Annotated in this window: 14 protein-coding genes; 4 read left to right on the top strand and 10 right to left on the bottom strand. The window is 69.0% G+C overall.

Annotated features, from left to right (window positions below; all coding sequences use genetic code 11):
* Window positions 1-233 precede the first annotated feature (233 nt).
* The 8 genes from L3N39_RS03225 to bioB all read right to left on the bottom strand — a co-directional run bounded on the left by L3N39_RS03225 (window position 234) and on the right by bioB (window position 9,104).
* Window positions 234-2,009 (bottom strand): acyl-CoA dehydrogenase C-terminal domain-containing protein, encoded by a 1,776-nt coding sequence (locus tag L3N39_RS03225; protein WP_237255754.1) that lies wholly within the window; start codon window positions 2,007-2,009, stop codon window positions 234-236.
* Window positions 2,010-2,210: 201 nt separating this feature from the next.
* On the bottom strand, window positions 2,211-4,016 hold the full coding sequence (locus L3N39_RS03220) for a phenylacyl-CoA dehydrogenase (protein WP_237255753.1): 1,806 nt from the start codon (window positions 4,014-4,016) through the stop codon (window positions 2,211-2,213).
* A gap of 201 nt (window positions 4,017-4,217) precedes the next feature.
* Complete coding sequence (locus tag L3N39_RS03215; protein ID WP_237255752.1) at window positions 4,218-4,445, bottom strand: hypothetical protein; 228 nt, start codon at window positions 4,443-4,445, stop codon at window positions 4,218-4,220.
* Between the two features lie 75 nt (window positions 4,446-4,520).
* Complete coding sequence (bioD, locus tag L3N39_RS03210; RefSeq protein ID WP_237255751.1) at window positions 4,521-5,213, bottom strand: dethiobiotin synthase; 693 nt, start codon at window positions 5,211-5,213, stop codon at window positions 4,521-4,523.
* A gap of 30 nt (window positions 5,214-5,243) precedes the next feature.
* The gene (gene bioC / locus L3N39_RS03205; RefSeq protein WP_237255750.1) at window positions 5,244-6,041 is read right to left on the bottom strand and encodes a malonyl-ACP O-methyltransferase BioC; all 798 of its coding nucleotides are present in this window, start codon (window positions 6,039-6,041) and stop codon (window positions 5,244-5,246) included.
* Window position 6,042: 1 nt separating this feature from the next.
* Window positions 6,043-6,768 (bottom strand): alpha/beta fold hydrolase, encoded by a 726-nt coding sequence (locus L3N39_RS03200; protein ID WP_237255749.1) that lies wholly within the window; start codon window positions 6,766-6,768, stop codon window positions 6,043-6,045.
* Window positions 6,761-7,939, bottom strand: a complete 1,179-nt coding sequence (bioF, locus tag L3N39_RS03195) for an 8-amino-7-oxononanoate synthase (RefSeq protein ID WP_237255748.1) — start codon at window positions 7,937-7,939, stop codon at window positions 6,761-6,763. The genes L3N39_RS03200 and bioF overlap by 8 nt, the downstream gene beginning before the upstream one ends.
* Before the next feature lie 109 nt (window positions 7,940-8,048).
* Window positions 8,049-9,104 carry a biotin synthase BioB gene (bioB, locus tag L3N39_RS03190; protein ID WP_237255747.1) on the bottom strand — a complete coding sequence of 352 codons (1,056 nt, stop codon included), beginning with the start codon at window positions 9,102-9,104 and terminating at the stop codon, window positions 8,049-8,051.
* A gap of 94 nt (window positions 9,105-9,198) precedes the next feature.
* On the opposite strand from bioB, the gene L3N39_RS03185 reads away from it, so the two are divergent.
* Entirely contained in the window at window positions 9,199-9,903 is a 705-nt protein-coding gene (locus tag L3N39_RS03185) for a ComFC family protein (RefSeq protein ID WP_237255746.1), read from the top strand.
* Between the two features lie 82 nt (window positions 9,904-9,985).
* Entirely contained in the window at window positions 9,986-10,960 is a 975-nt protein-coding gene (locus L3N39_RS03180; RefSeq protein ID WP_237255745.1) for a serine/threonine protein kinase, read from the top strand.
* Between the two features lie 129 nt (window positions 10,961-11,089).
* On the opposite strand, the gene L3N39_RS03175 is transcribed toward L3N39_RS03180, so the two are convergent.
* Complete coding sequence (locus L3N39_RS03175) at window positions 11,090-11,929, bottom strand: 23S rRNA (adenine(2030)-N(6))-methyltransferase RlmJ (protein ID WP_237255744.1); 840 nt, start codon at window positions 11,927-11,929, stop codon at window positions 11,090-11,092.
* 133 nt (window positions 11,930-12,062) lie between these two features.
* On the opposite strand from L3N39_RS03175, the gene L3N39_RS03170 reads away from it, so the two are divergent.
* On the top strand, window positions 12,063-13,106 hold the full coding sequence (locus L3N39_RS03170) for an NAD(P)H-dependent flavin oxidoreductase (protein WP_237255743.1): 1,044 nt from the start codon (window positions 12,063-12,065) through the stop codon (window positions 13,104-13,106).
* On the opposite strand, the gene fni is transcribed toward L3N39_RS03170, so the two are convergent.
* On the bottom strand, window positions 13,107-14,147 hold the full coding sequence (gene fni / locus L3N39_RS03165) for a type 2 isopentenyl-diphosphate Delta-isomerase (RefSeq protein ID WP_237255742.1): 1,041 nt from the start codon (window positions 14,145-14,147) through the stop codon (window positions 13,107-13,109).
* Window positions 14,148-14,283: 136 nt separating this feature from the next.
* Between fni and L3N39_RS03160 the strand changes: the two genes are divergently transcribed.
* Entirely contained in the window at window positions 14,284-16,086 is a 1,803-nt protein-coding gene (locus L3N39_RS03160) for an acyl-CoA dehydrogenase (protein WP_237255741.1), read from the top strand.
* Window positions 16,087-16,171: the final 85 nt, after the last annotated feature.

The raw sequence follows: 16,171 nt of genomic DNA, 5'->3' as shown, positions 1-16,171 counted from the left end.
GTGATCTGCGCGTGTCCCTGCGCCACGTCCTGTTGTGGGGCAAGACTAGCGTTGTCACCGGTAAGGCGGCATTAGCGATCTTGCCCTGTGCCATGTAAGCCATAACTTACAGATCGCCATCCCTGGCGAAGCCTGTAGGCCATGGCTTACATGCACTCAGTCTATGACTTGGCTGATGGCGAAATTGTTCCACCACATGGCCAAATAATTTCAGCGTGCCTTCAGATTAAGCCTCAGAAGTCCGCCGCATCCAGCAGGTAGAGCGCCTCGCTACCGGCCCGCACGCTCGCCGAAAGCGAGTGGATACGCGGCAGGAGGCGCGCGAAGTAGAAGCGCGCCGTGCCCAGCTTGCTGCGATAGAAGGCATCGTCTTCGCGGCCCAGCGCAGCCTTGCCCATCATCGCCCACATGAAGGCATAGGCCGTGTAGCCGAACACGTGCAGGTACTCGACGGAGGCTGCGCCGATCTCGTTCGGCGAGCGCTGGGCACGGTCGAGCACCCAGCCGGTCAGCTCGTCGAGGTTCTGCAGGGCGGCTTCCAGCGGCACGCTGAACTCGGCCAGCTCGGGGCCGGCCGCGGCGATGAAGGCGCGCACCTCGTCGGCGAACGGGCGGTACAGCTCGCCGCCGCTGCCTACTACCTTGCGGCCGAGCAGGTCGAGCGCCTGGATGCCGTTGGTGCCCTCGTAGATCTGCGTGATGCGGCAGTCGCGCACCAGTTGCTCCTGGCCCCATTCGCGGATGAAGCCGTGGCCGCCGAACACCTGCTGGCCGTGGATGGTCGTCTCCAGGCCCATGTCGGTGAGGAAGGCCTTGGCCACCGGGGTCAGCAGGGCGACCTGGGCATCGGCGCGCTGGCGGGCCTGGGCGTCGTCGCTGAACTTGGCGATGTCCAGCTGCAACGCGACATAGCTGGAGAAGGCCCGCCCCCCCTCGTTCAGCGCCTTCATGGTCAGCAGCATGCGACGCACGTCCGGATGCACGATGATCGGGTCGGCCGCCTTGTCCTGTGCCACCGGCCCGGTCGGCGCGCGACTCTGGATGCGCTCGCGGGCGTACTCGATGGCGCTCTGGTAGGAACGCTCGCCGGTCGACAGGCCCTGGATGCCGACGCCCAGGCGCTCGTAGTTCATCATGGTGAACATCGCCGCCAGGCCCTTGTTCGGTTCGCCGACCATCCAGCCGGTGGCGCCGTCGAAGTTCATCACGCAGGTGGCCGAGGCCTGGATGCCCATCTTGTGCTCGATCGAACCGCAGGACAGCGCGTTGCGCTCGCCCAGCGAGCCGTCGTCGGCGACCAGAACCTTGGGCACCAGGAACAGCGAGATGCCGCGCGAGCCGGCCGGCGCGTCCGGCAGCTTGGCCAGCACCAGGTGGATAATGTTCTCGGTGAGGTCGTGCTCGCCGCCGGTGATGAATATCTTGGTGCCGCTGACCTTGTAGGAACCATCGGCCTGCGGCTCGGCGCGGGTGCGGATCATGCCCAGGTCGGTGCCGGCGTGCGGTTCGGTGAGGCACATCGAGCCAGCCCAGACGCCGGAATACAGGTTCGGCAGGTACTTCTGCTTCAGTTCCTCGCTGGCGTGCGCATGGATCGACAGGCAGGCGCCGGAGGTCAGCATCGGGTAGAGGCCGAATGCCAGGCTGGCCGAGTTCATCATCTCCTCGACCTGCGCGGAGATGACCTTCGGCATGCCCATGCCGCCATAGGCCGGGTCGCCGCCGACGCCCACCCAGCCGCCTTCGGCATAGAGGCGATAGGCCTCCCGGTAGCCGGCCGGCGTCCGCACCTGGCCATCGTCCCAGTGGCAACCTTCCTCGTCACCGCTGCGGTTGAGCGGGGCGATGGTGCCGGCAGTGATCTTGCCGGCCTCCTCGAGGATGGCCTCGGCGGTCTCGGCGTCCACGACCTCGGCAAGGGCCGGCAGGCTCTGCCAGAGCTTGGGCGCCTCGAAGACTTCGTTGAGCAGGAAACGCATGTCGCGCAGCGGGGCACGGTAGTCAGCCATTGTAGGGTCCTCGCAGTGATGATGGGCCGGGTGGCCGTCGGTTTCCGGAGTCTAACCAAACACGCCATTAGGCCGAAGCGTCCGTTTGTGACCATCCGGTTTTGCCTGGTCCAACAATCGTTCGGCCCGGGATCGACTGTAGCAGGCATGAAAAAGGCCGCTGCCCGAAGGTCAGCGGCCTTGTCTACAGCCGATGCTGGATCAGTAGCCCAGGGCGAAGTTCTCTTCGGCCATGTCCATCAGGTTGTCGGCCCCGGAGAGGATGGCAGCGACATGGCTGCGGGTGCGCGGCAGGATCCGCCCGTAGTAGAAGCGCGCGGTCTGCAGCTTGGCCTGGTAGAACGCCGCATCCTCGGTGCCGGCAGCCAGTTTCTCGGCCGCGACACGGGCCATGTCGGCCCAGAAGTAGGCCAGGCAGGCGTAGCCGGAGTACATCAGGTAGTCCACCGAGGCGGCACCGACTTCCTCGCGGTTCTTCATCGCCGCCATGCCGACCTTCATGGTCAGCTCGCCCCACTCCTTGTTCAGCTGCGCCAGCGGGCCGACGAATTCCTTCAGCGCGTCGTTGCCCTCGTTGGCCTGGCAGAACTTGTGCACCACCTTGGTGAAGCCCTTGAGCGCCTCACCCTGGGTCATCAGCACCTTGCGGCCAAGCAGGTCGAGCGCCTGGATGCCGGTGGTACCTTCGTACAGGCAGGAGATACGGCTGTCGCGCACGTTCTGCTCCATGCCCCACTCGGCGATGAAACCGTGGCCGCCATAGACCTGCACGCCGTGGTTGGCCGCTTCGAAGCCGACTTCGGTCATGAACGCCTTGGCGATCGGGGTGAGGAACGCCAGCATCGCGTCGGCGGCCTTGCGCTGCTCCTCGTCGGCGCTGCGCTGCATGATGTCGACCTGCTTGGCGGCGAAGTACAGCATGGCGCGGTTGCCTTCGGCGAAGGCCTTCATGGTCAGCAGCATGCGGCGCACGTCCGGATGCACGATGATCGGGTCAGCGGCCTTGTCCGGCGCCTTCGGCCCGGTCAGCGAGCGCATCTGCAGCCGCTCGCGGGCATACTTGATGCCGCCCTGGAAGGCCACCTCGGCATGCGCCAGGCCCTGCAGCGCGGTGCCCAGGCGTGCAGTGTTCATGAAGGTGAACATGCAGTTCAGGCCCTTGTTCGGCGGCCCGATCAAAAAGCCGGTGGCGCCGTCGAAGTTCATCACGCAGGTGGCGTTGCCGTGGATGCCCATCTTGTGCTCGATGGAGCCGCAGCTCACGCCGTTGCGCTCGCCCGCTTCGCCTTCGGCGTTGGGCAGGAACTTCGGCACGATGAACAGCGAGATACCCTTGGTCCCTTCCGGCGCATCGGGCAGGCGGGCCAGCACGATGTGGACGATGTTCTCGGCCATGTCGTGCTCGCCGGCGGAGATGAAGATCTTGGTGCCGGTGACCTTGTAGCTGCCATCGGCCTGCGGTTCGGCCTTGGTGCGCAGCATGCCCAGGTCGGTGCCGCAGTGCGGCTCGGTCAGGCACATGGTGCCGGTCCACTGGCCGGAGACCAGCTTGGTCAGGTAGGCCTGCTGCTGCTCGGCGGTACCGTGCTCGTGCAGGGTGTTCATCGCGCCGTGGGACAGCCCGGGGTACATGCCCCAGGACCAGTTGGCTTCGCCGATCATCTCGCTCATGGCCATGCCGAGGGATTCCGGCAGGCCCTGGCCGCCGTGCTCGACATCATGCGCGAGGCTCGGCCAGCCGCCTTCGACGAACTGCTGGTAGGCCTCCTTGAAGCCGGTCGGCGTCTTCACGCCGGACTCGCTCCAGGTACAACCCTCGGTATCGCCGACCCGGTTCAGCGGCGCCAGTACCTGCTCGCAGAACTTGGCGCCTTCCTCGAGGATGGCGTTGACCATGTCCGGGGTGGCGTCTTCACAACCCGGCAGGCTTTGGTAGTGCGCCTCGTAGCCGAGCAGTTCGTCGCGGACGAAACGAATGTCGCGCAAGGGGGCCTTGTAGTCGGGCATAGCGTAAACCTCAGCGGTAAGTTCTAGTCTGCTGACCGATCGGGCGGTCATTGCGTAAGGGGCCCGCAGGCAGGCGGGCCATCATCAAACAGGCGTTTGAAACATACGTTTATGCCCGAGCTGATGTCAAGCGGGGGCCGCGACGCCGCCCGTCGCCTCGTCGGCAATCGCGAAGAAGGAAAAGGCCGCCATGCGGCGGGGTCAGACGCGGATGTCGATCAGCCCGCCCAGCGCCTCTTCGCGGCCAGGCCGGCGGCGGCGTCGGGCGTCGTAGTCGCCGGGCCGCTCGGGCCAAGGCGGGCCCGCTCCCAGCAAGGGGGTGATGCGAGCCAGGGAAAACGGGACGATGGCGGTGCCGGGCTCCTCGAGAAGCCGCGGCCCGGCTTGGGGCGCCGCGCGAATGGGACCGAACGCACTGGTGCTGTACATGGCCGTCTCCGCAAGCACTCAGATACCCTGAGTCAAGCAAGCCTGCGCCGCAGCCGCAAGCAAGCCGAACGCTCGCTACGAGCGGGCAACGAGCCCCAGTGGCGCCAGCGAGAGACAGGCCGCGACGGCCTCGGCGTCCGGTACGTCCAGCCGCGGCACGGTGCCGAGGCAGGCGGCCGGCATACACTCGGCCAGGGTGGCGAGGTTCTGCTCGAGGCGCGAGGTGCCGGGGTCGACGATGTTGGCCACCCAGCCGGCCAGCGGCAGGCCGTCACGCTGGATCGCCTCGACGCTGAGCAGCGCGTGGTTGATGCAGCCCAGGCGTACGCCGACCACCAGCACGACCGGCAATTGCAGGGCGATGGCCAGGTCGGCCAGGGTTTCTCCACGGTCGAGCGGCACCCGCCAGCCGCCGGCGCCCTCGACCAGGGTGAAATCGGCTCGCCGCGCCAGCACCCGCTCGATGCCCGGCCGCAGCGTGGCCACGCTCAGTTCGACACCGGCCTCCTGCGCGGCGATGTGCGGCGCGATGGCTGGCTCGAAGGCCAGCGGGTTGACCAGCGCGTAGTCCAGCGGCGGCTGGCACTGCGCCTGCAACGCCAGCGCATCGGCATTGCGCAGGCCCGCGGTGGTGACCTGGGAACCGGACGCGACCGGCTTGATCGCCGCGGTGGACAGGCCCGCCTGGCGTGCCGCGTTGAGCAGGCCCGCGGCAATGGTGGTCTTGCCGACATCGGTATCGGTGCCGGCGATGAAGAAGGCCGTCATGCAAGAGTCCTCGTCAGATGCCCGCGCCGCTCAGCGCCCCTTGCGCAGGACCGCATGGATGACCTGGTAGGTGGCCGGCAGGCCCTGCGGCTGGCGGCAGCGCTCGTAGGCGTCCACCAGGGCGCGGATGCGCGCCGGGCCGGTGAGCCCGCCGGGCCGCCCGGGATTGAGGTTGTGTGCGCCGAGCGCCTTGAGCTCGTGGGTCAACTGCCGCAGGTCGGTGAAATACAGGACCTGCGGGCGCACCTGCAGGCCGAGCAGCTCCAGCCCGCTGGCCGCGCACAGCGCCCGGTAGTCGGCTTCACGGCGGAAGCGATTGACGTGGGCGAAGCCGTCGACCTGCTGCCAGCTGTCACGCAGTTCGGCCAGCGTCCCGGCGCACAGGCTGCTGAACGCCAGCACGCCGCCCGGACGCAGCACCCGCCGGGCCTCGCCAAGCACGCCGGCGAAGTCTTCGCACCACTGCAGCGCCAGGCTGCTGAAGATCAGGTCCAGGCAGCCGTCGCGCAATGGCAGGCATTCGGCATCGCCGGCGACGAACTGCCCGGCGCCACCCAGCGGGCGGGCGTAGCGCAGCATGCCCTCGGCGATGTCGAGCGCCAGGCCCTCGCCTTGCGGGAAGCGCGCCTGCAGCGCGCGGGAGAAGTAGCCGGTGCCACAGCCCAGGTCCAGCCAGCGCGCCGGTTGCAACGCCGGCAGCTGCGAGAGCAGGGACTCGCCGACCCGCCGCTGCAGGTCGGCGACGCCGTCGTAGCTGGCTGCCGCCCGCGAGAAGGACGCGGCGACCTGGCGCTTGTCGGGCAACGCGGGGGGCTGCGCTTCGGCCAACTCAGTCCTCCTCGCCCTGACGGATGAACGCCAGCATGGCCGTGGCCACGTCCTCGGCACGCTCCAGCGGCAGCCCATGGCTGGCGTTGTCGATGACATCGACCTCGATGTCCGGCAGCCAGTCGAGCAGGGCCTGCGCCGCGGCGCGCGGCACCAGCGCATCGTTGCCGCCGAACAGGTGCAGCTGCGGCCCGACGAAGGCCCGCAGGGCCTCGCGGCCATCGAGCCCGGCGAGCAGTTGCAGGCCGGCGTCGAGGGTGGCCTGCGGCTGCTCCAGGCGGCTGACGTCCAACTGCCTGGCCAGGGTGCGCGGATCGAAGCCACCGCGGCTGCTGAGCAGGCCGAAGCGCTTGAGGGTCTCGTCCGGGCCGAGGCGGAAGGCGGCGTGGAAGGCGTCGAAGACTTCGGCCGGCATCGCCGTGTCCCAGTCCGGCCGGCTGCGGAAGCAGGGGTTGCTGCACAGCGTGATCAACCCGCTGCAGGCGTCGCCACGGCGCGCCGCCAGTTGCGTGGCCAGCATGCCACCGAGCGACCAGCCGGCCAGCCAGCTCTCCTGCGGTAATCGCGCATCGAGTTCGTCCAGCCAGGCGTCGGCGTCAGCCAGCTGCGGCAGCGCCACGATCTCCACCTGCAGCTGCGGTTCGCGTTCGCGCAGCAGCTCGGCAAGCGGTTCCAGGGAGGCCGGGCCGAATGCCCAGCCGGACAGCAGCATCAGACGATCACGCATTTTCAGCCTCCTTGACGAGTTGGCGCCAGCTCTCGGCCAGCGCGTCCAGCAGGCGCTCCAGTTGCGCCTCGCTGTGTGCCGCGCTGAGCGTGATGCGCAGGCGCGCACTGCCGGCCGGGACCGTCGGCGGACGAATCGCCCCGACCAGGATGCCGCGTTCGCGCAGCAGCGCCGACAGGCGCAGGGCACGGGCGCTGTCGCCGATCAGCACCGGCTGGATCGGCGTCGGGCTGTCCATCAGGCTCAGGCCGATCTGCGCGGCGCCTTCGCGCAGCCGGGCCACCAGCCGCGCCAGGTACTCGCGGCGCCAGCCCTCGCTGCGCAGCAACTCCATGCTTTTGAGTGTGGCACAGGCCACCGCCGGCGGCTGGCTGGTGGTGTAGATGTAGGGGCGGGCGAACTGGATCAGCGTCTCGATCAGTTCCTCGCTGCCGGCGACAAAGGCTCCGGCGGTGCCGAAGGCCTTGCCGAGGGTGCCGACCAGCACCGGCACCTCGTCCGGCCCGAGGCCGAAGTGCTCCACCACGCCGCCGCCGGTCGCGCCCAGCGGGCCGAAGCCGTGGGCGTCATCGACCATCACCCAGGCGCCACGCGCGCGCGCCACCCGGCAGATGGCCGGCAGATCGGCGAGGTCGCCATCCATGCTGAACACGCCGTCGGTGACTATCAAGGTATTGCCCTCGGCCTTGCCCAGACGCTTGGCCAGGCTGTCGGCGTCGTTATGCAGGTAGCGCGAGAAGCGCGCGCCGGAGAGCAACCCGGCATCGAGCAAGGAGGCATGGTTGAGGCGGTCCTGCAGCACCGTATCGCCCTGCCCGACCAGCGCGGTGACCGCCGCCAGGTTGGCCATGTAGCCGGTGGAGAACAGCAGCGCCCGCGGCCGCCCGGTGAACTCGGCGAGTGCCTCTTCCAGCTGGTGGTGCGGCGTGCTGTGACCGATCACCAGGTGCGAGGCGCCGCCGCCGACGCCCCACTGCGCCGCGCCCTGCTGCATCGCCGCGATCACCTCGGGATGATTGGCCAGGCCCAGGTAGTCGTTGGAACAGAAATTCAGCAGGCGCTGGCCGTCGACCATCACTTCGGGCCCTTGCGGGCTCTGCAGCAGTGGACGCTGGCGATACAGGTGCTCGGCGCGGCGGGCGGCGAGGCGGGAAGCGAGATCGAAGGACATGGCGATTCGGCGTGGCAGGCGGTGGATAAGGCGCACGCGGGTTATCCAACCTACGCAGGCGGCAAGCCCGGCGCAGGGTGAACGGCGCGCACCTCTTCCACCGCGGGGATCAGACGGCGGCGTTGTAGAACAGCTTGGAATCGCGCTGCTCGATCAGCGCCTGCTCGATGGCGGCCTGGTGCACCTCGTCGGAATGCTCGTGGCGCTCCTCGGGCTTGATGCCCAGGCGCGCGAACAGCTGCATGTCCTTGTCGGCCTGCGGATTGGCGGTGGTCAGGAGCTTCTCGCCATAGAAGATCGAGTTGGCGCCGGCGAGGAAGGCCAGGGCCTGCATCTGCTCGTTCATCTGTTCACGCCCGGCGGACAGGCGCACATGGGATTTCGGCATCATGATGCGCGCCACGGCGAGCATGCGGATGAAGTCGAACGGATCGACGTCCTGCTCCTCGGCCAGCGGCGTTCCCTTGACCTTGACCAGCATGTTGATCGGCACCGACTCCGGGTGCTCCGGCAGGTTGGCCAGCTGGATCAACAGGCCGGCGCGATCGTCCAGCGACTCGCCCATGCCGAGGATGCCGCCCGAGCAGATCTTCATCCCCGCCTCGCGCACGTAGCTCAGCGTCTCCAGGCGCTCGGCGTAGGTACGGGTGGTGATGATGTTGCCGTAGTACTCCGGCGAGGTGTCCAGGTTGTGGTTGTAGTAGTCCAGCCCCGCAGCGGCCAGGGCGCGGGTCTGCTCCTGATCCAGCTTGCCGAGGGTCATGCAGGTTTCCAGGCCCATGGCCTTGACGCCCTCGACCATCTTCAGCACGTAGGGCATGTCCTTGGCCGACGGATGCTTCCAGGCCGCGCCCATGCAGAAACGCGTCGAGCCGATGGCCTTGGCCTCGGCTGCGGCCTCCAGCACCTTCTGCACCTCCATCAGCTTTTCCTTGTCGAGACCGGTGTTGTAGTGGCCGGACTGCGGGCAGTACTTGCAGTCTTCCGGGCAGGCACCGGTCTTGATCGAGAGCAGCGTGGAAACCTGCACACGGTTGGCGTCGAAGTGCTGGCGGTGCACCGTTTGCGCCTGGAACAGCAGGTCGTTGAAGGGCTGCTGGAAGAGCGCCTTGACCTCCTCGAGGGTCCAGTCGTGGCGGGTGACGGAAGCGGCGGTAGCGCTCATGGGGTGTTCCTTGTAATAAATGGCGGCTCGCGGGCCTGGCACGGATGCCGAATGGTTAGCCAAGCCCGAAAAGCTGTCAACCAGGAACGGAATCATGGTTTACAAGTGGCCAAATATTGATCAGTCCTGCCTACTCTGCGACGAGCCCGCCGCCACGCACGCTCTCTGCGAGGCCTGCGAGCGCGAGCTGCCCTGGCTGGCCGGGCGCTGCGTCCTCTGCGCGCTGCCCCTGCCCACCCTGGGGCTCGCCTGCGGCGAATGCCTGCGCCGCCCACCGGCGTTCGACCGGGTGGAGGTGCCCTGGCGGTTCGCCTTTCCGGTCGACAGCCTTATCAACAGGTTCAAGCACCAGGCGCGCTGGCCGCTGGGCCGGCTGCTGGCCGGGCAGCTGGCCCGCCACCTGCAGCACGCCTTCGACGACGGGCTGCCGCGCCCGGACGCCCTGCTACCGGTGCCATTGGCGCGTCGCCGCCTGCGCCAGCGCGGCTTCAACCAGGCCGGCATGCTGGCCGCCTGGCTGGGCCGCGCGCTCACGCTGACGGTGGACGAACACCTGCTGCAGCGCCGCCAGGACACCGTCGCGCAACAGCAGCTGGACGCCGCCGGTCGCCGGCGCAACCTGCGCCGTGCCTTCGCCCTGGCGCCGCAGGCGCGGGTGGCCGGCCGGCACTTCGCCCTGGTCGACGACGTGCTGACCACCGGCGCCACCGCCGCGGCGCTGGCCCGCCTGCTCAAGGGCGCAGGCGCGGCGCGGGTCGACGTCTACTGCCTGGCACGCACGCCCAAGCCGGGGGATTGAGCGCGCCGTCGTGCCGGGTGGAAATTCGCTGCGCGAGATTTCCACCCTACGTACACTGCACGACCCACCTGCGGAGCCGGCCATGTCCCATCCCTTCGATACCCTTACCCCCGACCTGGTCCTCGACGCCGTGGAAAGCCTCGGCTACCTCAGCGACGCCCGCGTGCTGGCGCTCAACAGCTACGAGAACCGCGTCTACCAGGTGGGCATCGAGGACGAGACGCCACTGATCGCCAAGTTCTACCGCCCGGGGCGCTGGAGCGACGCGGCAATCCTCGAGGAACACCAGTTCAGCCTGGAGCTGGCCGAGCACGAGGTGCCGGTGGTGGCACCGCTCGAGCGCGACGGCAGCACGCTGTTCGAGCACGCCGGTTTTCGCTTCGCCCTGTTCCCGCGGCGTGGCGGGCGCGCCCCGGAGCCGGGCAACCTCGACCAGCTCTATCGCCTAGGCCAGTTGCTCGGGCGCCTGCATGCGATCGGCGCCAGCCGGCCGTTCGCCCATCGCGAAACGCTCGGCGTGCAGAACTTCGGCCACGACTCGCTGAATACCCTGCTCGACGGCGGCTTCGTGCCGGCCAGCCTGCGGCCGGCCTACGAGTCGGTGGCGCGCGACCTGCTCAAGCGCATCGAGGATGTCTTCGCCCGCGTGGCCTTCACGCCGATCCGCCTGCACGGCGACTGCCACCCGGGCAACATCCTGGCGCGTGACGAGGTCTTCCACCTGGTCGACTTGGACGACTGCCGCATGGGCCCGGCCGTGCAGGACCTGTGGATGATGCTCGCCGGCGAACGCCAGGAGCGGCTCGGCCAGCTGGCCGAGCTGGTCGATGGCTACCAGGAGTTCCACGAGTTCGCCCCGCGCGAACTGCCGCTGATCGAGGCCCTGCGCGCGCTGCGGCTGCTGCACTACAGCGCCTGGCTGGCGCGGCGCTGGGACGATCCGGCCTTCCCGATGAGCTTTCCCTGGTTCGGCAGCGAGCGCTACTGGGGCGACCAGGTGCTGATCCTGCGCGAGCAGATGGCGGCGCTGCAGGAAGAGCCGCTCAGGTTGTTCTGAGGACGGCCAAGCGGTGCGACTTCAGCCCCGTGACGGTGGATGTGAAAAGCGACATCCACCCTACGAAACCAGGCGTCTGCGTAGGGTGGATCGCGCTTTATCGATCCACCGGATGGCGATCCCGGCGGCTCAGGCCTCCTCGATCAGCCAGTCCAGGCGCCAGCCACCCTGGCTCTGCGCCAGCTGCTCGGCCAGCCAGGGCAACAACTCGCGCAGTTCCTCCTCCAGCCCCCACGGCGGATTGGCGATGGCCAGGCCCGAACCGGCCAGGCGGCTGGCGTCGTCGGCCGAATGCACGAACAGCTCGGCGCGCAGCAGCTTGGGTGCACCGCTGCGGGCCAACTCCTGGTAGAAGCGCTTGAGCTGGCGCTCGTCCTTGATCGGATACCAGATCACGCCGATGGTCTGGCGCATGCGCCCCAGCGCTTCCTTCAGCGCTGTCACGCAGCGGCCCAGCTCGTCGGCCTGCTCGAACGGCGGGTCGATCAAGAGCACCACGCGCTTCTCGCGGGTCGGCATCAGCGCTCGCGGCACGTGCCAGCCCTCGCCCAGGTGCACGGCGACGCGGCGGTCGCCGGCCATGTTGTCCTTGAGCAGGGCGCCATCCTCGGGATGCTTCTCGTTGAGCTGCAGCCGATCCTGCTCGCGGCTCAGCTGGCGCGCCAGTTCCGGCGAACCCGGGTAGTAGCGCAGCGCGCCATCCGGGTTGAGCGCGCCGACTGCGCCGAGGTAGTCGTCGAGCAGCGCCGGGCGCGCCTCGGCCTGCCAGACGCGCGCGATGCCCTGCAGCCACTCGCCGGTGCGGCTGGCCTGGTCGCCGGCCAGGTCGTAGAGGCCGACGCCGGCATGGCTGTCGAGGTAGGCGAACGGCGCCTCCTTGCGCGCCAGCAGGGCGAAGATCCGGCTCAGGACCAGGTGTTTGAGCACGTCGGCGTGGTTGCCGGCGTGGAAGGCGTGACGGTAGTTCATGGGGGCGCTCCTCGAGAGCCGCGCAGTTTAGCGCGCCGCCCGCCGCCACGCAGGCGTGCATGACCAATGTCGTTTGCCGCACCGGCAGCGCGAGCTAGAGTGGTTGATTACCCCGACTCAATGGAGCAGCACCATGAACCTGCGAGATCTTCTCGGCATCCAGTTGCCGATCATCCAGGCACCCATGGCCGGTGCACAGAATCATCTGCTCGCCGCCGCGGTGTGCGAAGCCGGCGGGCTGGGCTCGATCCCCGCGGGCATGCTCGATGCCCAGGCGCTGGACGCCGAGCTGACGGCCCTCGAGGCGCTGACCGACCGCCCCTACAACGTCAACTTCTTCTGCCACCAGACGCCGGCCAGCGACCCCTCGCGCATCGCCGCCTGGCACCACCTGCTGGCGCCCTACTTCGCCGAGTTCGGCATCGACCCGGCGCACATCCCCGACGGCCCGACCCGCCAGCCGTTCGATGCGGCCATGGCTACGGTGCTGGAGCGCCATCGCCCGGCGCTGGTCAGCTTCCACTTCGGCCTGCCCGAGGCCGGGCTGCTGCAGCGCGCCCGTGCCGGCGGGGCGAAGATCGCCTCCAGCGCCACCACCCTCGAGGAAGGCCTGTGGCTGCAGCAGCACGGCGTCGACCTGGTGATCGCCCAGGGCCTGGAGGCCGGCGGCCACCGCGGGATCTTCCTCGGCGAGGAGCTGACCACCCAGCTCGGCACCTTCGCCCTGCTGCCGCAGCTGGTCGACGCGCTGGACGTGCCGGTGATCGCCGCCGGCGGCATCGCCGATGCCCGCGGCGTGGCGGCGGCCCAGGCACTCGGCGCGGCCGGCGTGCAGCTGGGCACGGCCTACCTGCTGTGCCCGGAAAGCCGCACCAACGCGCTGCATCGCGCCGCGCTGAAGAGCACCCGGGCCCGCCACACCGAGCTGACCACGCTGTTCACCGGCCGGCCGGCGCGCGGCATCGTCAACCGGCTGATGCGCGAGCTGGGCCCGCTGCCCCACGACGTGCCGGAGTTTCCGCTGGCCGGCAATGCCATCAGCGCGCTGCGGGCGAAGACCGAGAGCCTCGATCTGGACCACTGCACGCCGCTGTGGGCCGGGCAGAACGCCAGCGGCTGCCGGGAAGTCCCCGCCGCCGAGCTGACCCGCGCGCTGGCGGCCGGCTGGCGCGACTGATCAGCCGCTGCCCTCGAGCAGCGGCGCCTGTGCCAGCGCGGCGAGGTCCGCCGAACCGGTGCAGAAGCAGACCACGCGCAGCTGCTCGATGACGATGCGGAAGTGCTCGACCACCGCCTCGCTGGACTGCAGCGCGCTGTCCAGCACGGCGGCGGCCTGGCCGACCAGGTTGGCGCCCAGGCGGATCGCCTTGGCCGCGTCGATGCCGTCGCGGATGCCGCCCGAACCGATCAGCAGCGCCTCGGGGCAGGCCTGGCGCACCCGGCCAATCGCCTCGGCGCTGGGGATTCCCCAGCCGGCGAAGGCCTCGGCCACGGCACGCTGCTGCCGGCTGGTCGCCCGCGCCGCCTCCACCGCGGCCCAGCTGGTGCCACCGGCCCCGGCGATATCCAGCGCGGCGACGCCGGCCTCGAGCAGCCGCCGCGCCACCGCGGCGGACAACCCGCAGCCGACCTCCTTGGCCACCAGCGGCACTTCCAGCTGCCGCGCCAGCTGTTCGATGGCGCCGAGCACGCCGCGCCAGTCGCGGTCGCCGCCCGGCTGCACCGCTTCCTGCAGCGGGTTGAGGTGGATGATCAGCGCGTCAGCCTCGATCATCTCCACCGCCCGCCGCGCTTCGTCCAGGCCATAGCCCCGCACCAGCTGCGCCGCGCCGAGGTTGCCCAGCAGCGGCACGTCCGGCGCCAGCCGGCGCAGCTCGCGGGTCAGCCCCTGGTTGGCACCGCCGGCCTCCAGCGCCACCCGCTGCGAGCCCACCGCCAGGGCAATACCCAGCGCCTGGGCGGCTTCGGCCAGGTGCCGGTTGATCGCCTCGGCGCGCGCCGCGCCACCGGTCATCGAGCTGATCAGCAGCGGAGCGGCCAGCGGTCGGCCGAACAGGCTGGCGGACAGGTCGACGGCATCCAGCTCCAGTTCCGGCAATGCGCAGTGCTCGAAGCGCAGCGCCTCGAAGCCTGCCGACATCGAAGCATGCCGGCGCGCCGGATCGAGGACGATGTCCAGGTGATCGTTCTTGCGCGTGCTCAATTCGCTTTCGGCCATGTTCGGCTCCTCTGACTTGCCCGGCAGGATGCCAGAAAGACGCCCGGTTTTATGTCCCCATCACCCGAATGTATGGAGCTAGGCAGCGCGCGCGGGCGCTCCTTAGACTCGGGCGCACCAGAACCGGAGGTGCAAGATGCCCGAGACACTGCTCTGCCAGCGCAACCTGGCATTCGAACTCTACGAAGTGCTGGACGCCGAGGCGCTGACCCGCCGCGAGCGCTTCGCCGAGCATAGCCGCGAGACGTTCGACGCGGCCCTGGGCACCGCGCGCAACATTGCGCTGAAGCACTTCGCGCCGCACAACCGCAAGTCCGACGAGCACGAGCCGCAGTATGTCGACGGCCAGGCGGTACTGATTCCCGAGGTCAAGCCGGCGGTCGATGCCTTCCTCGAGGCGGGCTTTCACAACGCCGGGCGAGGCTTCGAGGACGGCGGCATGCAGCTGCCCAACCTGCTGTCGCGCGCCTGCTTCGCGCACTTCCAGTCGGCCAACATCGCCACCAGTTCCTACCCGATGCTGAGCATGGGCGCGGCGCACCTGATCGAGGCGTTCGGCTCCGAGGCGCAGAAGCAGCGTTTCCTGCAGCCGATGTTCGAGGGTCGCTTCTTCGGCACCATGGCGCTCACCGAGCCGCACGCCGGCTCCTCGCTGTCCGACATCCGCACCCGTGCCGAGCCGGCCGGCGACGGCAGCTACCGGCTCAAGGGCAACAAGATCTTCATCTCCGGCGGCGACCACGATCTCTCGGAGAACATCGTGCACATGGTGCTGGCCAAGCTGCCGGACGCGCCGCCCGGGGTGAAGGGCATCAGCCTGTTCATCGTGCCGAAGTTCCTGGTCAACGACGACGGCTCGCTGGGCGAACGCAACGACGTGCTGCTCGCCGGGCTGTTCCACAAGATGGGCTGGCGCGGCACCACGTCGACGGCGCTGAACTTCGGCGACAACGGCAACTGCGTCGGCTACCTGGTAGGCGAGCCGCACAAGGGCCTGGCCTACATGTTCCAGATGATGAACGAGGCGCGCATCGGTGTCGGCATGGGCGCGATCATGCTCGGCTACGCCGGCTACCTCTACTCGCTGAACTACGCCCGCGAGCGTCCGCAGGGCCGCCTGCCGGACGGCAAGGACCCGGCGTCGACCCAGGTTCCGATCATCGAGCACACCGACGTCAAGCGCATGCTGCTGACCCAGAAGGCCTACGTCGAGGGCGCCTTCGACCTCGGCCTGTATGCCGCGCGGCTGGTGGACGACGAGCAGACCGCCGAGAGCGACGAGGCGCGGCGCAACGCCGGCGAGCTGCTCGACCTGCTGACGCCGATCGTCAAGTCCTGGCCGTCGGAGTACTGCCTGAAGGCCAACGAGCTGGCGATCCAGATTCTCGGCGGCCACGGCTACACCCGCGAGTACCCGGTGGAGCAGTACTACCGCGACAACCGCCTCAACCCGATCCATGAAGGCACCCACGGCATCCAGTCGCTGGACCTGCTCGGCCGCAAGCTGATGCAGAACAAGGGCGCCGGCCTGCGCCAACTGCTCGGGCTGATCGAGGACGGCTGCCGACGCGCCGCCGAATTCGGCGAGCTGACGCCGCTACGCCAGCCGCTGGAACAGCACGTCGCCCGGCTGACCAGCGTGACCCAGGCGCTGCTCGGCGACCTGATGGCCGGCAAGGTCAACCAGGCGCTGGCCAACTCGGCGCTGTACCTCAAAGTGTTCGGCCATGCCGTGGTCGGCTGGCGCTGGCTGGAACAGGCGATCCGCGCGCAGCAGGGGCTGGCCGATGGCGATCCGGCGGACGCCGACTTCTACCGCGGCAAGCTGCAGGCGGCACGTCTGTTCCTGACCTGGGAAGTGCCGGCCTGCGCTCATGAACTGGCGTTGCTCGAGCACCGCGACGAGACCTGCCTGGCGATGCAGGACGACTGGTTCTAGCGAACACCCTCGCGCGCAAACGCCCCGCCGCAGCGGGGCGCTTTCCTGATAGGCTGCCAAAACATCGCGTTACAATCGCTGGCAC

The sequence above is a fragment of the Pseudomonas oligotrophica genome, assembly GCF_021726475.1.
Lineage (GTDB): Bacteria > Pseudomonadota > Gammaproteobacteria > Pseudomonadales > Pseudomonadaceae > Stutzerimonas > Stutzerimonas oligotrophica.
Note: the sequence above shows the minus strand (reverse complement) of the source record. Positions and strands in the feature narration are given on the sequence as shown.

What these genes read in the sequence shown, in the direction of transcription:
- L3N39_RS03225 (WP_237255754.1), bottom strand. Translation starts at nt 2,009, where the DNA reads ATGGCTGACTACCGTGCCCCGCTGCGCGACATGCGTTTCCTGCTCAAC.
- L3N39_RS03180 (WP_237255745.1), top strand. Translation starts at nt 9,986, where the DNA reads ATGTCCCATCCCTTCGATACCCTTACCCCCGACCTGGTCCTCGACGCC.
- bioF (WP_237255748.1), bottom strand. Translation starts at nt 7,939, where the DNA reads ATGTCCTTCGATCTCGCTTCCCGCCTCGCCGCCCGCCGCGCCGAGCAC.
- bioB (WP_237255747.1), bottom strand. Translation starts at nt 9,104, where the DNA reads ATGAGCGCTACCGCCGCTTCCGTCACCCGCCACGACTGGACCCTCGAG.
- L3N39_RS03215 (WP_237255752.1), bottom strand. Translation starts at nt 4,445, where the DNA reads ATGTACAGCACCAGTGCGTTCGGTCCCATTCGCGCGGCGCCCCAAGCC.
- L3N39_RS03200 (WP_237255749.1), bottom strand. Translation starts at nt 6,768, where the DNA reads ATGCGTGATCGTCTGATGCTGCTGTCCGGCTGGGCATTCGGCCCGGCC.
- L3N39_RS03185 (WP_237255746.1), top strand. Translation starts at nt 9,199, where the DNA reads ATGGTTTACAAGTGGCCAAATATTGATCAGTCCTGCCTACTCTGCGAC.
- L3N39_RS03170 (WP_237255743.1), top strand. Translation starts at nt 12,063, where the DNA reads ATGAACCTGCGAGATCTTCTCGGCATCCAGTTGCCGATCATCCAGGCA.
- L3N39_RS03175 (WP_237255744.1), bottom strand. Translation starts at nt 11,929, where the DNA reads ATGAACTACCGTCACGCCTTCCACGCCGGCAACCACGCCGACGTGCTC.
- L3N39_RS03160 (WP_237255741.1), top strand. Translation starts at nt 14,284, where the DNA reads ATGCCCGAGACACTGCTCTGCCAGCGCAACCTGGCATTCGAACTCTAC.
- fni (WP_237255742.1), bottom strand. Translation starts at nt 14,147, where the DNA reads ATGGCCGAAAGCGAATTGAGCACGCGCAAGAACGATCACCTGGACATC.
- bioD (WP_237255751.1), bottom strand. Translation starts at nt 5,213, where the DNA reads ATGACGGCCTTCTTCATCGCCGGCACCGATACCGATGTCGGCAAGACC.
- L3N39_RS03220 (WP_237255753.1), bottom strand. Translation starts at nt 4,016, where the DNA reads ATGCCCGACTACAAGGCCCCCTTGCGCGACATTCGTTTCGTCCGCGAC.